This is a genomic window from Streptomyces sp. NPDC000941 (assembly GCF_053599555.1).
Genome location: NZ_JBSFMM010000002.1, coordinates 44,327 through 62,201 on the forward strand (window position 1 = coordinate 44,327; position 17,875 = coordinate 62,201).

The 17,875-nt window shown below is 69.9% G+C and carries 17 protein-coding genes; 13 read left to right on the forward strand and 4 right to left on the reverse strand.

Going from position 1 to position 17,875, the window contains the following annotated elements; translation table 11 throughout:
• Window positions 1-16 precede the first annotated feature (16 nt).
• Window positions 17-1,411: an amidase gene (locus tag ACWDSL_RS00995; protein ID WP_450480360.1), complete on the reverse strand. Its 1,395-nt coding sequence runs from the start codon at window positions 1,409-1,411 to the stop codon at window positions 17-19.
• The gene (locus ACWDSL_RS01000; protein WP_450480362.1) at window positions 1,398-1,607 is read right to left on the reverse strand and encodes a hypothetical protein; all 210 of its coding nucleotides are present in this window, start codon (window positions 1,605-1,607) and stop codon (window positions 1,398-1,400) included. The genes ACWDSL_RS00995 and ACWDSL_RS01000 overlap by 14 nt, the downstream gene beginning before the upstream one ends.
• A 145-nt stretch (window positions 1,608-1,752) precedes the next feature.
• Between ACWDSL_RS01000 and ACWDSL_RS01005 the strand changes: the two genes are divergently transcribed.
• The 11 genes from ACWDSL_RS01005 (at window position 1,753) to ACWDSL_RS01055 (ending at window position 13,930) form a co-directional block, all read left to right on the forward strand.
• Window positions 1,753-2,688 carry an MBL fold metallo-hydrolase gene (locus tag ACWDSL_RS01005; protein ID WP_450480364.1) on the forward strand — a complete coding sequence of 312 codons (936 nt, stop codon included), beginning with the start codon at window positions 1,753-1,755 and terminating at the stop codon, window positions 2,686-2,688.
• 116 nt (window positions 2,689-2,804) lie between these two features.
• A complete protein-coding gene (locus ACWDSL_RS01010; protein WP_450480366.1) occupies window positions 2,805-3,935 on the forward strand; it encodes a cation diffusion facilitator family transporter in 1,131 nt (376 codons plus the stop codon).
• A gap of 318 nt (window positions 3,936-4,253) precedes the next feature.
• Complete coding sequence (locus ACWDSL_RS01015; protein ID WP_450480368.1) at window positions 4,254-5,786, forward strand: ABC transporter substrate-binding protein; 1,533 nt, start codon at window positions 4,254-4,256, stop codon at window positions 5,784-5,786.
• Between the two features lie 26 nt (window positions 5,787-5,812).
• On the forward strand, window positions 5,813-6,481 hold the full coding sequence (locus ACWDSL_RS01020) for a haloacid dehalogenase type II (protein ID WP_450480370.1): 669 nt from the start codon (window positions 5,813-5,815) through the stop codon (window positions 6,479-6,481).
• A gap of 5 nt (window positions 6,482-6,486) precedes the next feature.
• On the forward strand, window positions 6,487-7,764 hold the full coding sequence (locus ACWDSL_RS01025) for an NAD(P)/FAD-dependent oxidoreductase (protein ID WP_450480558.1): 1,278 nt from the start codon (window positions 6,487-6,489) through the stop codon (window positions 7,762-7,764).
• Window positions 7,765-7,809: 45 nt separating this feature from the next.
• Window positions 7,810-8,757, forward strand: a complete 948-nt coding sequence (locus ACWDSL_RS01030; protein WP_450480372.1) for an ABC transporter permease — start codon at window positions 7,810-7,812, stop codon at window positions 8,755-8,757.
• Window positions 8,758-8,776: 19 nt separating this feature from the next.
• Window positions 8,777-9,649 (forward strand): ABC transporter permease, encoded by an 873-nt coding sequence (locus ACWDSL_RS01035; RefSeq protein WP_450480374.1) that lies wholly within the window; start codon window positions 8,777-8,779, stop codon window positions 9,647-9,649.
• Window positions 9,639-10,352 carry a GntR family transcriptional regulator gene (locus ACWDSL_RS01040; RefSeq protein ID WP_450480376.1) on the forward strand — a complete coding sequence of 238 codons (714 nt, stop codon included), beginning with the start codon at window positions 9,639-9,641 and terminating at the stop codon, window positions 10,350-10,352. Before ACWDSL_RS01035 ends, ACWDSL_RS01040 begins: the two co-directional genes overlap by 11 nt.
• A gap of 13 nt (window positions 10,353-10,365) precedes the next feature.
• The gene (locus ACWDSL_RS01045; RefSeq protein WP_450480378.1) at window positions 10,366-11,424 is read left to right on the forward strand and encodes an ABC transporter ATP-binding protein; all 1,059 of its coding nucleotides are present in this window, start codon (window positions 10,366-10,368) and stop codon (window positions 11,422-11,424) included.
• Entirely contained in the window at window positions 11,421-12,431 is a 1,011-nt protein-coding gene (locus tag ACWDSL_RS01050; RefSeq protein ID WP_450480380.1) for an ABC transporter ATP-binding protein, read from the forward strand. The genes ACWDSL_RS01045 and ACWDSL_RS01050 overlap by 4 nt, the downstream gene beginning before the upstream one ends.
• Window positions 12,432-12,460: 29 nt before the next feature.
• Window positions 12,461-13,930, forward strand: a complete 1,470-nt coding sequence (locus ACWDSL_RS01055) for an aldehyde dehydrogenase family protein (protein WP_450480382.1) — start codon at window positions 12,461-12,463, stop codon at window positions 13,928-13,930.
• A 17-nt stretch (window positions 13,931-13,947) separates the two neighbouring features.
• Here the strand turns inward: ACWDSL_RS01055 and ACWDSL_RS01060 are convergent, their stop codons facing one another.
• The gene (locus ACWDSL_RS01060) at window positions 13,948-14,307 is read right to left on the reverse strand and encodes an ArsR/SmtB family transcription factor (RefSeq protein ID WP_450480384.1); all 360 of its coding nucleotides are present in this window, start codon (window positions 14,305-14,307) and stop codon (window positions 13,948-13,950) included.
• 98 nt (window positions 14,308-14,405) lie between these two features.
• Window positions 14,406-15,044 (reverse strand): hypothetical protein, encoded by a 639-nt coding sequence (locus ACWDSL_RS01065; protein WP_450480386.1) that lies wholly within the window; start codon window positions 15,042-15,044, stop codon window positions 14,406-14,408.
• A gap of 209 nt (window positions 15,045-15,253) precedes the next feature.
• Between ACWDSL_RS01065 and ACWDSL_RS01070 the strand changes: the two genes are divergently transcribed.
• Both ACWDSL_RS01070 and hglS read left to right on the forward strand, forming a co-directional pair.
• Complete coding sequence (locus ACWDSL_RS01070; protein WP_450480388.1) at window positions 15,254-16,426, forward strand: NAD(P)/FAD-dependent oxidoreductase; 1,173 nt, start codon at window positions 15,254-15,256, stop codon at window positions 16,424-16,426.
• A 22-nt stretch (window positions 16,427-16,448) separates the two neighbouring features.
• Entirely contained in the window at window positions 16,449-17,846 is a 1,398-nt protein-coding gene (gene hglS / locus ACWDSL_RS01075; protein WP_450480390.1) for a 2-oxoadipate dioxygenase/decarboxylase, read from the forward strand.
• Window positions 17,847-17,875: the final 29 nt, after the last annotated feature.

Sequence of the window (17,875 nt, forward strand, 5' to 3'; positions counted from 1 at the left end):
GGCCTGGTGGCCTGCTTTATGCCGCGTGCGCGAGCTCGCGGACCGGCTGGGTCTGCTCGTAGGCGTGGCCGATCCGCAGGAGCGCGCTCTCGCCGAGGGGGTGCCCGAGGAGTTGCATGCCGATCGGCAGGCCCGCCGCGTCGTGGCCGACGGGGATGGACAGGGACGGTGTTCCGGTGATGTTGGCGGGGGACGACAGGCGTACGTAGGCGTCGGAGACGCCCTCGACGGTGCCGTCGGCCCAGGTGATCGTCTCCTGGCCGGCCTTCACCGCGGTCGCCGGGACGGTGGGGGCGGCGATCACATCGACCTCCCGCAGCATGCGGGCCCATTCCTGCCGCATGAGTACGCGGGCGCGCTGGGCGCGCAGATAGTCCGCGGCGGGCATCAGCGCGCCGGCCTCGAGCAGGATGCGGACGTCCGCCTGATAGAGCTCGGGGACCGTACGCAGGGTGCCCTCGTGGTAGGCGGTGGCCTCGGGGACCATCAGCCCCCACTGGGTGGCCTGGATATAGCGGGTCATGGGGATCTCGACCTCGACGAGGCATGCACCGAGGGCCTGAAGCTGGTCGATGGCGCGCCGGACGGCGGCTTCGACCTCGGGGTCGATGTGGTCGAAGTAGTAGGTGCGCGGCACGCCGACCCGCAGCCCCCTCAAGTCCGTGCCCGCGGCCGGCCGGTAGTCCATGGCGGTTGGTGTGGTCAGGGAGGCGGGGTCGCGGGGGTCGTGCCCGGCCAGGGCGGTCAGGACCAGGGCCGCGTCCTCGACGGTGCGGGTGATCGGGCCGACGTGGTCCAGTGACCAGGACAGGGACGTGACGCCGTGGCGGGGGACGAGGCCGTAGGTCGGCTTGAGGCCGACCACGCCGTTGAGCGCGGCGGGCACCCTGATGGATCCGCCGGTGTCGGTGCCCAGGGCGAAGGTGGCGGTGCCCGCGGCGACGGCGACGGCGGATCCGCCGCTGGAGCCGCCTGCGACCCGGTCCGGGTCCCAGGCGTTGTGGGTCTGCGGGGTGGTCAGCCCGTAGGCGAACTCATGGGTGTGCGTCTTGCCGACCAGCACGGCTCCGGCCGCCGACAGGCGTGCGGCGACGGTGCTGTCGGCCTGTGTGCGGTGGTCGGCCCTGACCCGGGAACCGGCCGATGTCGCCGCGCCGGCGACGTCGATCAGGTCCTTCAGGCCCATGGGGATGCCGTGCAGCGGACCGCGATGGCGGCCGGCCGCGATGTCGTGTTCGGCTTTGCGTGCGGCCTGGCGGGTGTGCTCGGCGGTGACGGTGACGTACGCCTGGAGGCGCGGCTCCACCTGCGCGATGCGCTCCAGGACGGAGTCCGCCAGCTCGACGGGGGACAGCTGCCGTGTCCGGATCGCGTCGGCGGCCGCGGTCAGGGACAGTTCATACGGCCGCACCGTGCTGCTCCTCTCCCGCGTGGTAGGTGGCGGCGGGCGGGGTGTCCTCGAAGTCCAGCTCCCGTAGGACCGCGACGACGCAGTGGATGTGATCGGCGACGGCCGCGACCGCGGCGTGGCGGTCGGCGGGCAGCGGGAGCCCGGCGCGGGCGGCCCAGCGGGCCGCTTCCGGCGTGGTGAGTTCTCCGGCGGACATGGGCGTTCTCTCCTCGGGGCTGGAGCGACGGAGCAAACCGCGACACCAAAGGCTAAGAGTTTGCGTTAGTCGCACCGTAGGGCCTACGGTCCACTTAAAGCAAATTCATTGCGTTTAGTCTTCCGAGACAAGGGAACGACCGATCATGAGCACTTCGCCCGCCACCGGCCCGACCGTCATCCCCTCCTGGGCCGTGGGCGACATCGCCGTCCACCGCATCGACGAGGCGGCCCTGCCGCCCGCCACCGGGCCGTGGTTGCTGCCCGACGCCACCCCGGACGTCGTCGCCGGGCAGGGCTGGCTGCGTCCCCACTTCGCCGACGGCCAGGGCGTCCTGCGCATCGACAGCCACGGCTTCGCGTTCACCGCCGGCGGGCTGCGCATCCTGGTGGACACCGGCATCGGCAACGGAAAGGAGCGGGCCAACCCCGCCTGGCACAAGCTCAACACCGACTACCTTCGGCACTTGGTCGCCGCCGGATTCCCGCCGGACTCGGTCGACCTGGTGATCCTCACCCATCTGCACGCCGACCATGTCGGCTGGAACACGCGGGAGGTGGGCGGCGAGTGGGTTCCCACCTTTCCCCGCGCCCGCTACCTGACCTCCCGCACCGAGAGGGAGTTCTGGGCCGCGTACGACATGGAGGAGGCGCGCCGGCAGATGTTCCGCGACTCCGTGATCCCGGTTGAGCGGGCAGGGCTGCTCGACCTCGTCGACGTCCCCGTCGAGGGTGTCGATATCGTCCCGGGCCTGCGCCTGCTCCCCACGCCCGGCCACACCCCCGGCCATGTCGCCGTTGAGCTGACCAGCCGCGGCCAGGCGGCGCTGATCACCGGCGACTGCGTCCACCACCCCGTACAACTCGCCCACCCCGCCATCGGCGCCTGTGTCGACATCGACCCTGAACAATCCGAGGCCTCGCGCCGCAAGCTGCTCCGCTCGCTTGCCGATACGGACACCCTCGTCCTGGGCGCCCACTTCGCACCGCCCACCGCCGGCCGCGTCGTCACCCATGGGGACGCCTACCGGCTCTCGCTCGTCGCCGCCGACTCGCACTGTCCGCCCACTGTCACCGGGTAGTCGCGAAATCATTGTATGATCCCACAAGTGCATTGGTGCACGCGTATGCACATAATGGAAGGAGGGCGCCCTGACACCACTCTTCCGCGGCGACATTCCTGAGAGGTGAGCCACGTATGAAGGCCCACGAACACCCTCATCCCCCGGCACCGGCGCATGCCCACCCCGAGGGCCACGCATCAGCTCATGACCACGACCACGACCACGACCACAGCCACGACCACGGACACGATCACGGCCATGCGCACGGCAAGAGCCGCTGGTCCCGCTGGAAGCACCAGGTCACCCACATGGTGAAGCCGCATTCGCACGAGGCGGCGGACAAGGTCGACTCCGCGATGGAGTCGTCCGCCGAGGGTATGCGCGCCCTCTGGCTGTCCCTGGCGATCCTGGGCGCCACCGCGGTGTTCCAGACCGTGGTCGTCCTCATCTCCGGTTCGGTGGCGCTGCTGGGCGACACCATCCACAACTTCGCGGATGCCATGACCGCGCTTCCGCTCGGCGTGGCCTTCGTCCTCGGGCGGCGCGTGGCGAACCGTACGTTCACCTACGGCTACGGGCGGGCCGAGGATCTGGCTGGGATCTTCATCGTCCTGACCATCGCCGCCTCGGCGGCCCTGGCCGCCTATGAGGCCATCGACCGGCTGATGAATCCGCGCGACATCTCCCATCTGGGCATCGTCTCGATCGCGGCGGTCGTCGGCTTCATCGGCAACGAATGGGTGGCCCGCTACCGGATCCGGGTCGGGCGGAAGATCGGCTCGGCGGCGCTGGTCGCCGATGGACTGCATGCCCGTACCGACGGTTTCACCTCCCTTGCCGTGCTGCTGGGCGCCGGCGGGGCCGCACTCGGCTGGCAGCTCGCCGACCCGATCGTCGGGCTGCTCATCACGGCCGCGATCCTGCTCGTCCTCAAGGACGCGGCACGCGAGGTCTTCCGCCGTCTGATGGACTCCGTCGACCCGACCCTTGTCGACAAGGGCGAGGCCGCGGTGCGCGAGGTCGCCGGGGTGTGCGATGTGAAGGAGCTCCGGATGCGCTGGATCGGGCACAAGCTGCGCGCCGAGGCCACGGTCGAGGTGGACGGAGGGTTGAGCGTACGGGAGTCGCACGCCGTGTCGGTCGAGGTCGAGCATGCGCTGATGCACGCGGTGCCCCGGCTGACCGCCGCCCTGGTGCACACCGACCCGGCTCTCGGGCCGGATATGGACGACCCTCATCTGGCGCTCGCCCACCACATGACATGACATCAGGCCCCGGCTGACCCGGCCGGGGCCACCACATCAGGCATTCATCCAGACCAATTGGCGTCATGGTCCTGGATCGATTCAGCATGCCTATTTACGGCAAATCGGCTGCCTTCCGCCCATTCCGGCTTCAATGAGCAGGTGACATGACGGCAATGGGTTGTTTACAAAATATCATCGACAACCTATCGACAGCGCCGTCATCGCCGCTTACCTTCGTCAACCAAGCGCCACCTCCCCGATTCCGGCCATCCTCGGCCGCGCCGACTCCCCGAACGCTGGGAAGTCTCAGTTGCCCCGATCGGATCAGTGAGACCCATGAACAAACCGCGCTTGGCACTCGTACTGACAGCAACGACCCTGACGCTCACGTCCTGCGGAATGGGCGGCCAGACCCCCAGCGGCAGCGGCGCCACAGGCGCTCAGTCCATCGTCGTCGACGAACCGTTCGCACCGGCCGCCAACTGGGCCCTGGAGACCGACGACTCCTTCGTCCTCAGCAAGGCGGGCTGCCTGGAGACCCTGGTCAAGTACCAGACAGGCGGCGCGATCAAGCCGATGCTCGCCACCTCCTGGAACCAAACCGACCCCACCACCTGGGACTTCACACTCCGCCAGGGAGTGACGTTCCAGGACGGCACCCCGCTCGACGCCAAAGCGGTGGCCGGAGCCCTGAAACACGCGCTCGTCGCGAAGACACCGGCCCCCGGCTTCTCGCCCGAGACGATCGCCGGAGTCACGGCGGTGGGCGGTTCGACCGTACGGATCACCACCCCCGCCCCCGACGCCCTGCTGCCCTACCGCCTCGCGGCCCCCAACACCGGAATCCTCGCCCCGAAGGCGTACACCGGATCGTCGACCGATCCGCAAGGAACGTGCACCGGCCCATTCCGTATCACCAAGGAAATCCCCCAACAGGCGATCCAGCTCAAGCGCAACCCGAAGTACTGGAACGGCCCGGTGAAACTGGCCTCCGCCGAGGTGCGGTTCATCGCGGACGGCGCCAAGCGCGCCACCCAGATACAGACCGGGGAAGCCCAGATCGCCAGAAAGCTCTCCGTCCCGAGCGTTCAGGACCTCAAGGGGAACAACTCCGTCGAGGTGCTGACCGAACAGCTTCCGCGAACCACGGAACTCGTTCTCAACAACAAAAAAGCACCCTTCGACAATGAGAAGGTGCGGCAGGCGTTCCAGGCGGCGATCGATACCAAGGCGATCACCGACGCCGTCTACCAGGGAGCGGGGCAACAGGCCGTCGGCCCGTTCGGTCCCAAAGAGCCCTGGACACCCGGCGGAGCCGCCCCCGTGCAGGCCGATCCGGCCAAGGCCAAGGCCCTGCTCTCCGCGGCCGGGGTGAAACCCGAGTCGATCAAGGTGTCCCTGATCGCCTACAACGAGGGATCGGGCTTCTCCGACCTCGCCGCCATCATCCAGCAGCAGCTCAAGGCCATCGGCGTGAAGGCGAGCATCCGCACCGGCGACTACGCCTCGGTGGAACCCGACCTGCTCTCGGGCGACTTCGATGCGGCCCTGCTCTCCCGCAACCACCTCGGCGACATGCCCGACCCGCTGGGCTATCTGACCGCGGACTACACCTGCAAGGGCAGCTACAACCTCTCGCACTACTGCGACCCGAAGACCGACGCCCTCATCAAGAAGGCGGCGTCCGCGAAGGACCCCGAAGCTCGCTACGCCGACTACGCCAAGGTCGCCGCGGAGCTCCAGTCCCGCGCCGTGGATGTCTTCCTCGTCCACGAGACCGAGTCCGTCGCCGTCGCCTCCGGCCTCAAGGGCTTCGCCGTCCACCCGTACTACACCCTCACCGCGAACCTCTCCCTCGGCACCAAGTGACGCCGCACCACCCCAAGGAGCACGCTGTGATCGACTTCCGGCCCAAGTACATCACCTTCGACTGCTACGGCACCCTCACCGCCTTCGGGATGTCCGCCCTCACCCGTGAGCTGTTCGCCGACCGCGTCGCGGCCGACCGGATGGAGGACTTCCTCGACGACTTCGAGGCGTACCGGATCGACGAGGTGCTGGGCGCCTACCAGCTCTACCCCGACGTCATCAGGCACGCGCTTCAGCGAGCCTGCACCCTGTGGAACATCGAATACCGCGACACGGACGGTGCGGCCATCGTCGCCGCCGTGCCCACCTGGGGTCCGCACCCCGATGTGCCGGACGCGCTGCGCACCCTCGCCGAGAGCTATCCGCTGGTCATCCTCTCCAACGCAGCGAACGACCAGATCGGCGGCAACGTCGAGAAGCTGGGCGCCCCGTTCCACGCCGTGTACACGGCCGAGCAGGCCCGTGCGTACAAGCCGCGCTTCCAGGCGTTCGAGTACATGCTGGAGGAGTTGGGCTGCGCCCCCGATGAGATCCTGCACGTCTCCTCGAGCCTGCGCTACGACCTCATCCCGGCCCACGATCTGCGGATCGCCAACAAGGTGTACGTCAATCGGCGCTATGAGCCCAGCGTGCCGTACTACGGCTACCACGAGGTGTCGGCGCTGTCCGAACTGCCCGCGCTGCTCGGGCTGTGAGCGCCGTGAAGACCGTCCCGTACTGGCTGGACACGTCCCCGGCCGGCCCCGACCGCAGCGCGGTGGAGATCGGTGGCCGCACCGATGTGGCGATCGTGGGCGCCGGGCTGACCGGTCTGTCCGCCGCGCTGCACCTGGCCCGCAAGGGCGCCCAGGTCACCGTACTGGAGCAGGAGACCGTGGGCTGGGGAGCGTCGGGACGCAATGGCGGCATGTGCACCACGGGGCTGGCCATCGGCTTCCTCACCGCCGTGGAGCGCTATGGCATCCCGACCGCCAAGGCGGCCTACCTGGCCTACAACGAGGCCATCGACACGGTCGAGAAGCTGGTGGTGGAGGAGGAGATCGACTGCGACTTCACCCGCACCGGAAAGCTCAACCTGGCCGCCAAGCCCGCGCACTACGAGCGGCTGGCCCGCACCCATGACGCACTCGCCGACCTGATCGGCTACCACACACAGCTGATCCCGAAGAAGGACATCAGGTCCGAGGTCGGCTCCGACCACTACCACGGCGCGATGGCGGACCCTCAGGGCGCCGGTCTGCACGTGGGCAAGTTCGTCCGCGGTCTGGCCGAGGCCGCCGCCGCCCAGGGGGTGCGGATCCTGGAGAAGGCCCCGGTCACCAGGGCCAGCCGGGTCAGCGGTACGGCACACGATCTGACCACCCCGGTCGGCACCCTCCGCGCCGATCAGGTGCTGGTCGCCACGAGCGGCTACACCGGGTCCCCGTTCCGCTGGCTGCGCAACCGGATCATCCCGGTCGGCAGTTTCATCATCGTCACCGAACCGCTTCGGCAGGAGGTGGTCGACGAGCTGATGCCCACCCGGCGGATGGCCTCCGACTCCAAGAACATCCTCTACTACTTCCGCATCACCCCCGACAACCGGCTGCTCTTCGGCGGCCGGGCGCGGTTCGCCATGTCCAATCCCCAGTCCGACCGGAAGAGCGGACAGATTCTGCGCAAGGGGATGCTCTCGGTGTTCCCGCAGCTCGACGGCGTGCGCATCGACTATCTGTGGGGCGGCCTCGTCGACATCAGCCTCGACCAGATGGTGCACTCCGGGGAGCGGGACGGCCTGTTCTACTCCGTCGGCTACTCGGGCCACGGGGTGCAGATGGCCACCCACATGGGCCGGCAGATGGCCGATGTCATGGACGGCAGGCCCGAGGCGAACATCTGGCGCGGTATGAAGTTCCCGCGTGTCCCCGGACACTTCGGGCCGCCCTGGTTCCTGCCGTTCGCCGGGGCCTACTACCGGGCCCTCGACATCATCAAGTAGCCCGCCACCCACCTGCCGGAAGAGCCCGGAAAGGAGGAGTGAACGATGGTCAGATTCGTCGTGCGGCGGCTTATGGTGCTGCTGATCACCCTGCTCGCCGTATCCGCCGCCACCTTTGCCATCCCGTACGCCTCGGGCGGCGACCCCGTCCGGACGATCCTGCGGTCCAGAGTCTCCGATCAGGCCCTCGACCCCTCGGCGGTCGCGGCCCTGCGCTCCGAACTCGGGCTCGACCGGCCGATCCTCGTACAGTATCTGAGCTGGCTCGGCCGGGCGGTGCGTGGGGACTTCGGGATGTCCTTCACCAGCCGCACCCCGGTCGACCAACTGCTGGGCACCGCCATCGGCGTGTCCGGCACCCTGGCGGTCATCGCCATCGGGCTGGCCTTCCTCGCGGCCCTGCCCCTGGGCACGCTCGCCGCGATGCGGCCGGGGAAACGGGTCGACAACGGAGTGACCCTGCTGACGCAGAGCTTCGTCGCCGTCCCCGAATACTGGCTGGCCCCCATCCTGGTGCTGGTCTTCTCCCGCTACCTCGGCTGGCTGCCGTCGGCCGGATGGCGCGATCCGACCTCCATCATCCTGCCCGCCCTCACTCTCGCGCTGCGGCCCATGGCCTACTTCACCCAGGTCACCAGAGCGGCGATGAGCGATGTCCTGGCATCGCCGTATATGACCGCCGCCCGCAGCCGGGGACTGAGCGGAGGCCAGGCCCTGATGCGGCACGGGCTGCGCAATGCCCTGCTGCCGGTGATGACGCTGTTCTCCCTGTGGTTCGCGGGGCTGCTGGGCGGATCGGTGGTCGTGGAGGTCATCTTCGCCATCCCCGGCATGGGCCGGCTCGTCTACAGCGCCGTGGTCAACCACGATGTCCCGCTGATCCAGGGCGGAATCCTGTGCACCGTGGCGCTGGCGGTCCTGATCACCACCGTGACCGACCTGCTGTACGCACTGATCAACCCGGCCGTGAGGGTACGCGATGGCGCTGTCTAGCTCTCTTTCCCATGACCCCGTGCCCTCCACCGCACCCCGGCGCCTCGCACACCTGACCGCCACCGGTCTGCGCGCGGTCACCGGCCGGCACTGGACGCTGCGCGTCGGCGCCGTCGTCCTGGCCCTGGTGCTGACCGTCCTGCTGCTCACCCCGTGGATCGCACCGTACGACCCGGCCCACCAGGACCTCGGACAGCGGCTGGCCGGGCCAGGCGCCCACCATCTGCTCGGCACCGATCAGTTGGGCCGGGACATCCTCAGCAGACTGATGTACGGCGGGCGCTTCTCGGTGTCCATCGCGGCGGTCACCCTGCTGCTCTCCGCCGTGATCGGCACGGTGATCGGAGCGTTCAGCGCGCGGCGCGGCGGGATCGTGGACGAGGTGGTCATGCGCAGCACCGATCTGCTGATCTCCATCCCCGACGTGATCGTCGCCCTGTTCCTGATCGCCGCCTTCGGTACCGGATACGGCATGCTGATCGCGGCCCTGACCATCGTCGGGTGGACCCCCTTCGCCCGGCTGATGCGCGGCCTCGCCCTGGAGATCAACAGCCGGGAGTACATCGAGGCCGCCGAGGCGCTGGGCTGCTCCAAGGCGTTCATCGTCTTCCGCCATGTCATCCCCAACGCGCTGCGGCCCGTGCTCTCCCTGGGCTTTCTGCGGTTCGGCCACAAACTGATCACCGTCGGCGGACTGTCGTACCTGGGTCTTGGCGTACAGCCCCCCGACTCCGACTGGGGCGCCATGCTGCTGGACGCCCAGCCGTATATGCAACGCCTTCCCCTGCTGGTGATCGCCCCCGGCGCCGCGATCTTCGTGACGGCGCTGAGTGTCACCCTGATCGGCCACGGCATGCAACTGAAGCGCAAGAGGAGGACGGATGCCACATGACCCCACGCCGTCGGCAGCCTCGGCTCCCTCGGTCAGCCGCGCGACCTCGGTCCACCGTACGACGCTCGCCTCACAGGTCGTGGAGCAGATCCGGTCCCGGCTGCTCACCGGCACCTTCCCGCCCGGCTCCCAGCTGGGCGAGGCCGAACTCGCCGAATCCCTGGGAGTCAGCCGCGGCCCGGTACGTGAAGCCCTCGCCCGCCTCGTCCACGAGGGACTGCTGCTGAGCCAGCCCCATCGCGGGGTGTTCGTACCGCTGCTCGGCGAGGCCGACGTCCTCGACATCTATTACGCCAGGGAAGCCCTCGAGGCCGCGGCCTTCCGCCGGGTCATCACCTCGCCCAGACCGCCCGGCCTGCTCGCCGCCCTCGACGAGACGGTGGACGAACTCGCCCGCGCCACACGGAAGGGCGACTGGTCGAAGGTGGCCGACTTCGATGCGCGGTTCCACTCCCTGGTGATCGAGGCGGCCGGCAGCCCCCGCCTGACCCGCATGTTCGACACCGTGATCGCCGAGACCCGGCTGTGCCTCAACCTCCAGGCCGACGCCGACCCCGCACGGCTCGACCTCCTCGACGAACACCGGGACCTGGCACGGCTCATCGCGGGCGACGACGTCGACGCCGCACTGGCCGCCCTCGCCCAGCACTTCGAAGAAGCCATCGTGACCGTGCGCAACCGCCTTCGCGCGGTACGACGCTGAAAGGACCCCGGACATGCGCCTGCCATACCGTCCTCCGCCGACCCCCGTGGCCACCGGCGACACCGCGCTGGAGATCCGGGGCCTGCGGGTGGAGTTCTCAGAACCCGGCCACGCTTCCGCCACCCCCGCGGTCGACGGCCTCGACCTCACCGTCCGGCGCGGCGAGATCGTCGCGCTGGTCGGCGAGTCGGGCTCAGGCAAGACCATGACGGCGCTGAGCGCCATCGGACTGCTGCCGCCCGGCGCCCGGGTCACCGGCGGCCGGATCACCCTCGGCGAGGAGGACCTGGCCACCCTGCCGCCGAAGCGGATGAACCGCGTCCGCGGCCACCGGCTGGCCATGCTCTTCCAGCAGCCCAAGGCCATGCTCGACCCCACCTGCACGGTGGGGAGCCAGGTCGCCGAGCCGCTGCGACTGCACCGAGGGCTCAGCCGCCGCCAGGCCAAGGCGCGGGTCGTGGAACTCCTGCGCGACGTCGGCATCCCGGAACCCGAGCGCAGAGCCTCGGCGTACGCACACCAGCTCTCCGGCGGCATGGCCCAGCGTGTGATGATCGCGGCGGCCCTCGCCGCCGACCCCGCCATGATGATCGCCGACGAGCCGACCACCGCCCTCGACGCCACCGTCCAGGCCCAGATCCTGCGGCTGCTCCGCCGTAAGCAGCGCGAATCCGGGATGGCCGTGCTGCTCATCACGCACGACCTGACCATCGTCACCTCGATCGCCGACCGGGTGGCCGTCATGTACGCGGGGCGCGTGGTGGAGGAGGGATCGGTACGGGAAGTCTTCGACGCACCCGAACACCCCTACACCCGGGCCCTGTTGAAGGCATCACTGCTCCAGTCCGAGGAGGGCAAACTCTTCGCCATCCCGGGCAGCGCGACCCAGTCCCGCGCTCTGGACATCGGATGCCGGTTCCAGCCCCGATGTCCGCTCTCCCAGGACCTGGGCATCGCCGGCCGGTGCTCGGGCGCGGAGCCGCCACTGCACACCTGCGGTGGTGAACACCGCTGCCGCTGCTGGGCCTCCCAGCCCGGCACCGAGCTCCGCGGCGAGGCGGTGGGCGTATGACCACGCTCGCGAAAGCGGACCGCGCCCCCGACCCCACGGCGCGACAGCCGCTCGTCACCGTGGAGGACCTGGTCAAACACTTCCCGGTGCGGGGCGGGGTGTTCAGCGGCAAGAGATCCGTCCACTCGGTCGACCATGTGTCGTTCACCATCGCCCCCGGAGAGGTCCTGGGCCTGGTGGGCGAGTCGGGCTGCGGCAAGAGCACTCTGGCCAGGGCCATGCTCGGGCTGACCCCGGTCGACTCCGGGCGTGTCCTCTTCGACGGTTTCCATGTCGCCCGGACCAGGGGGCGAGACCGCAAGGCCCTGCGCCGCTCGATGCAACTCGTCTTCCAGGACCCGTTCGCCGCACTGGACCCGCGGATGCGACTGGGCACCAGCCTCGACGCACCGCTCGCCCAGCACGGTCTGGGCACCAGGGAAGAGCGCCATCAGCGCATTCTCCAGGTCCTCGACCAGGTCGGGCTCGACGCCTCGTTCCTCGGCCGGCGCCCCGGCGAATGCTCCGGCGGCCAGCTCCAGCGGCTCGTGGTGGCCCGCGCCCTGCTGCTCCGCCCGCGCCTGCTGATCTGTGACGAGCCGACCTCCGCGCTCGACGCCTCGGTCCGCGCCCAGATCCTCAACCTCCTCGTCGAGCTGAAGGACGAACTGGATCTGACCCTGCTGATGATCTCCCACGATCTGCGTGTCGTACGGCACATCTGCGACCGGGTGGCGGTCATGTACCTCGGTGAGATCGTCGAAGTGGCCTCCCGGGAGGAGCTGTTCGAACGTCCTGCCCACCCCTACACCCGGGCGCTGCTGACCGCCTCGCTGCCGGAGGCATCCGACGGGGAAGGCGAGTTCGGCGCCCTGCGCGGTGAGCCGCCCAGCCCGCTCAGCCCGCCCTCCGGGTGCCGCTTCCACCCCCGCTGCCCCCTGGCCGACGAGCGATGTGGCACCCAGGCGCCCACGCCGAACACGGGCCCCACCGGCCGCTCCGTCTCCTGCCACCACCCGAGCGCGTGACGCGCCGCCCGACCGAAGAGAGCGAGCCGATGACGACAGTCGAGACCGCGCCCGCCACCCCACTGACCTGGCGGCCGCCCGCCGGGGCGCTGTGGTCCGGGAGATGGGTGGACGGCGCGTCCACCATGCCCGTACACGACCCGGAAGACGGCCGCCTCCTCGGCCATGTCACGGACACCAGCCCCGCCGAGGTCGACCAGGCCGTCACCGACGTGGCCACCGCCGTCGCCTCCGGGGCGAGCTGGCCCGCCTGGAAACGGCGCGAGGCGCTGGAGGAGGCCGCCGCGCTGGTCCTGCGCCACCGGGAGCGGCTGGCCGAAGTGATCTCCCGGGAAGGCTGCAAAACACTACGGGAGGCCAACGGCGAGGTGTCCCGCGCCGCCGAGACTCTGAGGCTCTCGGCCCGGCAGACCGACCGCCTCGCGGGTGAGACCCTGCCGTTCTCCGACACCTCCCGCGGCGAGGGCCGACTGGGCTGGTACACCCGGGAACCGGTCGGGGTGGTCGCCGCCATCACCCCCTTCAACGACCCGCTGAACCTGGTCGCGCACAAGGTGGGCCCGGCCCTGGCCGGCGGGAACGGCGTCGTCCTCAAACCGGCCGAGGCCACACCGCTCACCGCGCTCGCGTTCGCCGAGATCCTGCTGGACGCCGGGGTGCCCGCCGGACGGCTCGCGGTCGTCCCCGGCACGGGCAGCGGCGCGGGCCAGGCCCTGGTCAGCCACCCACTGGTCGACCTGGTGTCATTCACCGGCGGCCACCGGACCGGAAACGCGGTGGCGAGCGCCGCCGGAGCCAAGAAAACCCTCATGGAGCTGGGCGGGAACAACGCCGTCCTCGTCCTCGACGACGCGGACACCCGGGCGGCCGCGCAGGCGGTGGTGGCGGGCGCCTTCGGCGTGGCGGGGCAGAACTGCCTGTCGGTGCAGCGTGTCTTCGTCGCCGCGCGCATCGCCGCCCCGTTCCTCCGGCACGTGATCGCGGCCACCGGGAAGCTGCGGGTGGGCCGCAAGGCCGATCCCCGTACGGACATCGGCCCGCTCATCAGCGAACGCGAGGCGCGGCGCGTGGAGGAGTGGGTACGGGAGGCGCGCCAGCGCGGCGCCGTGGTGCACACCGGAGGCCGCCGGGACGGGGCTTTCCACTGGCCGACCGTGCTCACGGACGTCCCGGCGGACGCGAAGGTGATGACCGAGGAGATCTTCGGCCCGGTGCTGGTGGTCGAGCCGGTCGACACGGTGGACGAGGCCGTCGCCCGCGCCAACGACACCCGTTACGGCCTCCAGGCCGGTGTCTTCACCACCGCGCTGGACACCGCCCTGGACATCGCGGAACGGCTCCGGGTGGGCGCGGTGATGATCAACGACAGCAGCGACTTCCGGATCGACGCCATGCCCTTCGGCGGGCCCAAGCGGTCCGGCGTCGGCCGTGAGGGTGTGCGGTACGCCGTGGAGGCCATGACCGAGCCCAAGGTCGTCGCCGTACGCCGCGGCGCCTGAACGACCCTCCCGGGGGCTCAGTCGTGCGGCGGGGCCCCGGTGACCATGTGATCGGCGTGGTTGACGGCCTCGATGACCAGCCTGCGCAGATGGCCGTCGTGCAGTGAGTACACCGAGCGGCGCCCCTCCTTGCGCACCTGGACCAGCCCGGCGAGCCGCAGCTTGGCCAGATGCTGGCTCACCGCGGGGCGGGCAGCCCCGCTGGCCTCGGTGAGGGTGTTGACATCGGCCTCGCCCCGGGCGAGGGACCACACCAGGTGCAGCCGGGTCGGATCGGAGAGCAGCGAGAAGACATGGGCGGCGGTGGAGAACTGCGCCACGCCGCTGGGATGCGTATGCGACCTGGTCGGGGTCGCCTGCTCGTCATTCACTGGCATCCGCCGATTGATGCATGCGTGCGCTCATATGCACATAATGGTGCAGAGGCATGCGGTGTGTCCAATGTGGCACCCACCCGGAAGGGGGCCTCAGCTCGTCAGCTGCTGATGGTGCGAAGGAAGTGGTCGGCGTCCTCAGGTTCGCCCAGCCGCCCTACCTCCAGCCAGGAGCCGTCGGTGAAGCGGAGCTGGAAAGTGGCGAATCCGCGCGGCTGGCCCGCCTCGCCTTCGACACGGACCTGATCGAGGGGAAACTCCGCGACGGTCCGGAAGTCATCGGCCTTGGTGGGCGACAGCCGACGGCGAGGGGACGTGGCGATGCAGACACGCTCGTGGGCCAGCATGACCAGGCGTTTCGGGTTGGGGGAGTGCCCGTACCAGCGCAACAGCAACTGGCCCGCGGTCAGGTTCCAGTCGCCGTCGAAGATGCCGTTGGTCGGATCCTGTTGACGGTCGCGGGTGCGGTCGCGCGTACGGTCGCGGCGGGAGGCAGCGGGGCGGCCGAGTCCGTCACCCAGCTTGTCGATCAGCATCAGCGGGATGACGACGAAGAAGAACACCACGCCCCCGACGTACAGCAGCCAGTGATGGCCCGGCTTGAGCCGCTTCTTGCCCGCGGCGCGGTGCACGTCTTTCGGCGGTGTGGGGATGGGCTTGTGGATCTCGCACCAGACCACGGCCACGGGGTCCTCGCCCAGGATCTTCCGGGCCCGCCGATGTACCGCGCGCTTCGCCATGCCGAAGATCCTAGAACGAGCCTCGAACCGCCTGGCGGCGGCGTCGGCCAACCCTTGATAGACGTCAACGGTCGGGTTGCTGCACGATGACGCGGAGATTGTGCTCGGCATCGCTCTGTACTGACAGCCCCGCCGCCCCCTGGATACGGACCCGTCTTCGTCCGACTCGTCTCCGTCCGACGGGGTGGCCTCTGGAAGGGAGTGGCCCGTTGTCCTTCTCCGCCTTCCGCACCGTTCCGACCTCCGCCGATGTTGTGATCATCGGCGGCGGTGTGATGGGTGCGAGCACCGCGTTTCACCTCGCCGAGGCCGGGGTGCGGAATATCGTCGTCGTCGAGCGCGGCGACCTCTGCTGCGGCAGCTCGGGCAAGCCGATCGGAGGCGTACGCGCCCAGTTCTCCGATCCGCTCAATATCGAGCTCGGCAGCCGCAGCCTGCGTGCCTACCAGGAGTTTCCGCACCGCCCCGGCGCCGACATCGGGCTCGACACCGTCGGCTACCTCTTCCTGCTCGACAGCGAACAGCAGGTGAGCGACTTCGAGACCGGCGTCGAGCTCCAGAACAGCCTCGATGTGCCGAGCCGTATGATCAGCCCCTCCGAGGCCCGGCGCCTGTGTCCTTACATCCGTACCGACGGCCTCCTGGCCGCCGCGTACTCCCCGGCCGACGGGCACGCCCGCCCCGCACTGGTCGTCCAGGGGTACGCGCGGGCCGCGGGCCGGGCCGGTGTCGTCCTCGCCACCCACACCGCCGTCTCCGGTATCCGCACGGCGGGGGACCGCGTCACCGGGGTGCACACCAGCCACGGCAGCATCGCCTGCTCCACCGTCATCTGCACGGGGGGAGCCTGGTCGGCGCAGATCGGCGAGATGGCCGGGATCAGCCTCCCGATCCGGCCCGTGAGGCGGCAGTTGGCGTTCACCGCGCCACTCGCACCGCCCGCCCCGCGCATCCCGTTCACCATCGACTTCGCCTCGTCCGGCTACTTCCACAACAGCGACGACGGGCTGTTGTTCGGGCTGGCCGACCCCGACCAGGAAGACGGCTTCGACACCACCTGGACCCCGGAGTGGCTGGAGCTGTTCCGCACCGTCGCCCGCCGCCGCGCCCCGGCCCTGGCCGATATGGAGACCGTCGGCGGATGGGCCGGCCTGTACGAGAACACGCCGGACCACAACGCGCTGATCGGCCGCTCCGCCGAACTGCCCGATTTCCTCTACGCCGCCGGGTTCTCCGGCCACGGCTTCCTTCAGGCGCCCGCGATCGGCGAGGTCATGCGCGACCTGTACCTGGGGCGCGAGCCGTTCACCGACATCTCCCCGCTCAGCGCCGACCGGTTCCGTGACGGCGCCGATATCCGCCCCGAAGCGCACGTGGTGTGAACCCCGACCGAAAGGCCGAACCATGTCAACGATCACTCAGTGGCAGCTGCGGGCCGCATTCGCGGCGCGGCTGTCGGAGATGTACGGGCAGGAGGTTCCCGCCTACACCACGCTCGTGGACGTCTCGCGCGAGGTCAACGAGGACGTCCTGCGCGCGCGGGGAGCCGACGCCGAACGCCTGGGGTCCATCAGCCGGGTGACCGCCGAGCGGCACGGAGCCATCCGCGTCGGCACGCCGCGGGAACTGCGTCAGGTCGCCCGTATCTTCTCCGCCCTGGGCATGCATCCGGTCGGCTTCTACGATCTGCGGGAGGCCGCCGCCAGCGCCGTCCCCGTCATCTCCACCGCCTTCCGGCCGGTCGACGGCGAGGAACTGGCCCGTAACCCCTTCCGGGTGTTCACCTCCATGCTCACCCCGGCCGACCCCCGCTTCTTCGACGCCGATCTGCGCTCACGCCTGGAAGCCTTCCTCGCGGACCGCGAACTCTTCCCCGCCGAACTGCTCGCGCTGGCCGACCGCGCCACGGCGGAGCGGGAGCTGCCCGAGGCGGAGGCCGAGCGCTTTCTGCGACTCGCCGTGCACGCCTTCGAGCTGTCGCCCGAGCCGGTCGACCAGGCGTGGTACGAGACCCTGGGGCGGATCTCCGCCGTCGCCGCGGACATCGGCGGGGTCCGCAGCACCCACATCAACCACCTCACCCCGCGCGTCCTGGACATCGACGAGTTGTACCGGCGGATGACCGAGCGCGGCATCGAGATGATCGACACCATCCAGGGCCCGCCGAAGTGGCAGGGCCCCGACGTCCTGCTGCGGCAGACCTCCTTCCGGGCGCTGGCCGAACCCCGCGCGATGCGCACCCCGGACGGCAGCGTCGTCAGCGGCGCCCTACGAGTCCGCTTCGGTGAGGTCGAGGCCCGCGGCATCGCCCTCACCCGCAAGGGCCGCGCCCTCTACGACGAACTCCTGGGCCACATCGACGAGCAGGTGTCCCAGAAGCCGTCGGCAGCGCGCAGCGATATCGCGCGCGCCGTATGGGAGCGGCACCTGCCCGGCAGCGAACGGGAACTCGCCGCAGCGGGACTGGCCTACTTCACCTACCGGCTCGACCCGGACCGGCCACGCGACGGCAGCCGACCCCCCACCAGCGTCAGTGAACTGGTGCGGCAGGGCTGGGTGTGCGCCGAGCCCATCGTCTACGAGGACTTCCTGCCCCGCTCCGCCGCCGGCATCTTCCAGTCCAACCTCAGCGGCGAGGGCATCCGCAACAACGAGCACGAAGGCACCGCCTACGACGCCGCCTGGCTCTCCGGCGCGATCGGCCACGACGTGCTGGATCCGTTCGCCCTCTACGAGCAGCAGCGCAACCGCTCACTCGCACAGGTCGCCCGCGAGCTGGATCTCACGGGCGCCCTCGACTGACCCCCGACCCCTCACACCCCCAAGGACCA

Bases quoted from the DNA above. Each gene is read 5' to 3' on its own strand.
- ACWDSL_RS01065 (WP_450480386.1), bottom strand. From the start codon at position 15,044: ATGGCGAAGCGCGCGGTACATCGGCGGGCCCGGAAGATCCTGGGCGAG.
- ACWDSL_RS01015 (WP_450480368.1), top strand. From the start codon at position 4,254: ATGAACAAACCGCGCTTGGCACTCGTACTGACAGCAACGACCCTGACG.
- hglS (WP_450480390.1), top strand. From the start codon at position 16,449: ATGTCAACGATCACTCAGTGGCAGCTGCGGGCCGCATTCGCGGCGCGG.
- ACWDSL_RS01005 (WP_450480364.1), top strand. From the start codon at position 1,753: ATGAGCACTTCGCCCGCCACCGGCCCGACCGTCATCCCCTCCTGGGCC.
- ACWDSL_RS01000 (WP_450480362.1), bottom strand. From the start codon at position 1,607: ATGTCCGCCGGAGAACTCACCACGCCGGAAGCGGCCCGCTGGGCCGCC.
- ACWDSL_RS01050 (WP_450480380.1), top strand. From the start codon at position 11,421: ATGACCACGCTCGCGAAAGCGGACCGCGCCCCCGACCCCACGGCGCGA.
- ACWDSL_RS01030 (WP_450480372.1), top strand. From the start codon at position 7,810: ATGGTCAGATTCGTCGTGCGGCGGCTTATGGTGCTGCTGATCACCCTG.
- ACWDSL_RS01040 (WP_450480376.1), top strand. From the start codon at position 9,639: ATGCCACATGACCCCACGCCGTCGGCAGCCTCGGCTCCCTCGGTCAGC.
- ACWDSL_RS01055 (WP_450480382.1), top strand. From the start codon at position 12,461: ATGACGACAGTCGAGACCGCGCCCGCCACCCCACTGACCTGGCGGCCG.
- ACWDSL_RS01045 (WP_450480378.1), top strand. From the start codon at position 10,366: ATGCGCCTGCCATACCGTCCTCCGCCGACCCCCGTGGCCACCGGCGAC.
- ACWDSL_RS01060 (WP_450480384.1), bottom strand. From the start codon at position 14,307: ATGCCAGTGAATGACGAGCAGGCGACCCCGACCAGGTCGCATACGCAT.
- ACWDSL_RS01010 (WP_450480366.1), top strand. From the start codon at position 2,805: ATGAAGGCCCACGAACACCCTCATCCCCCGGCACCGGCGCATGCCCAC.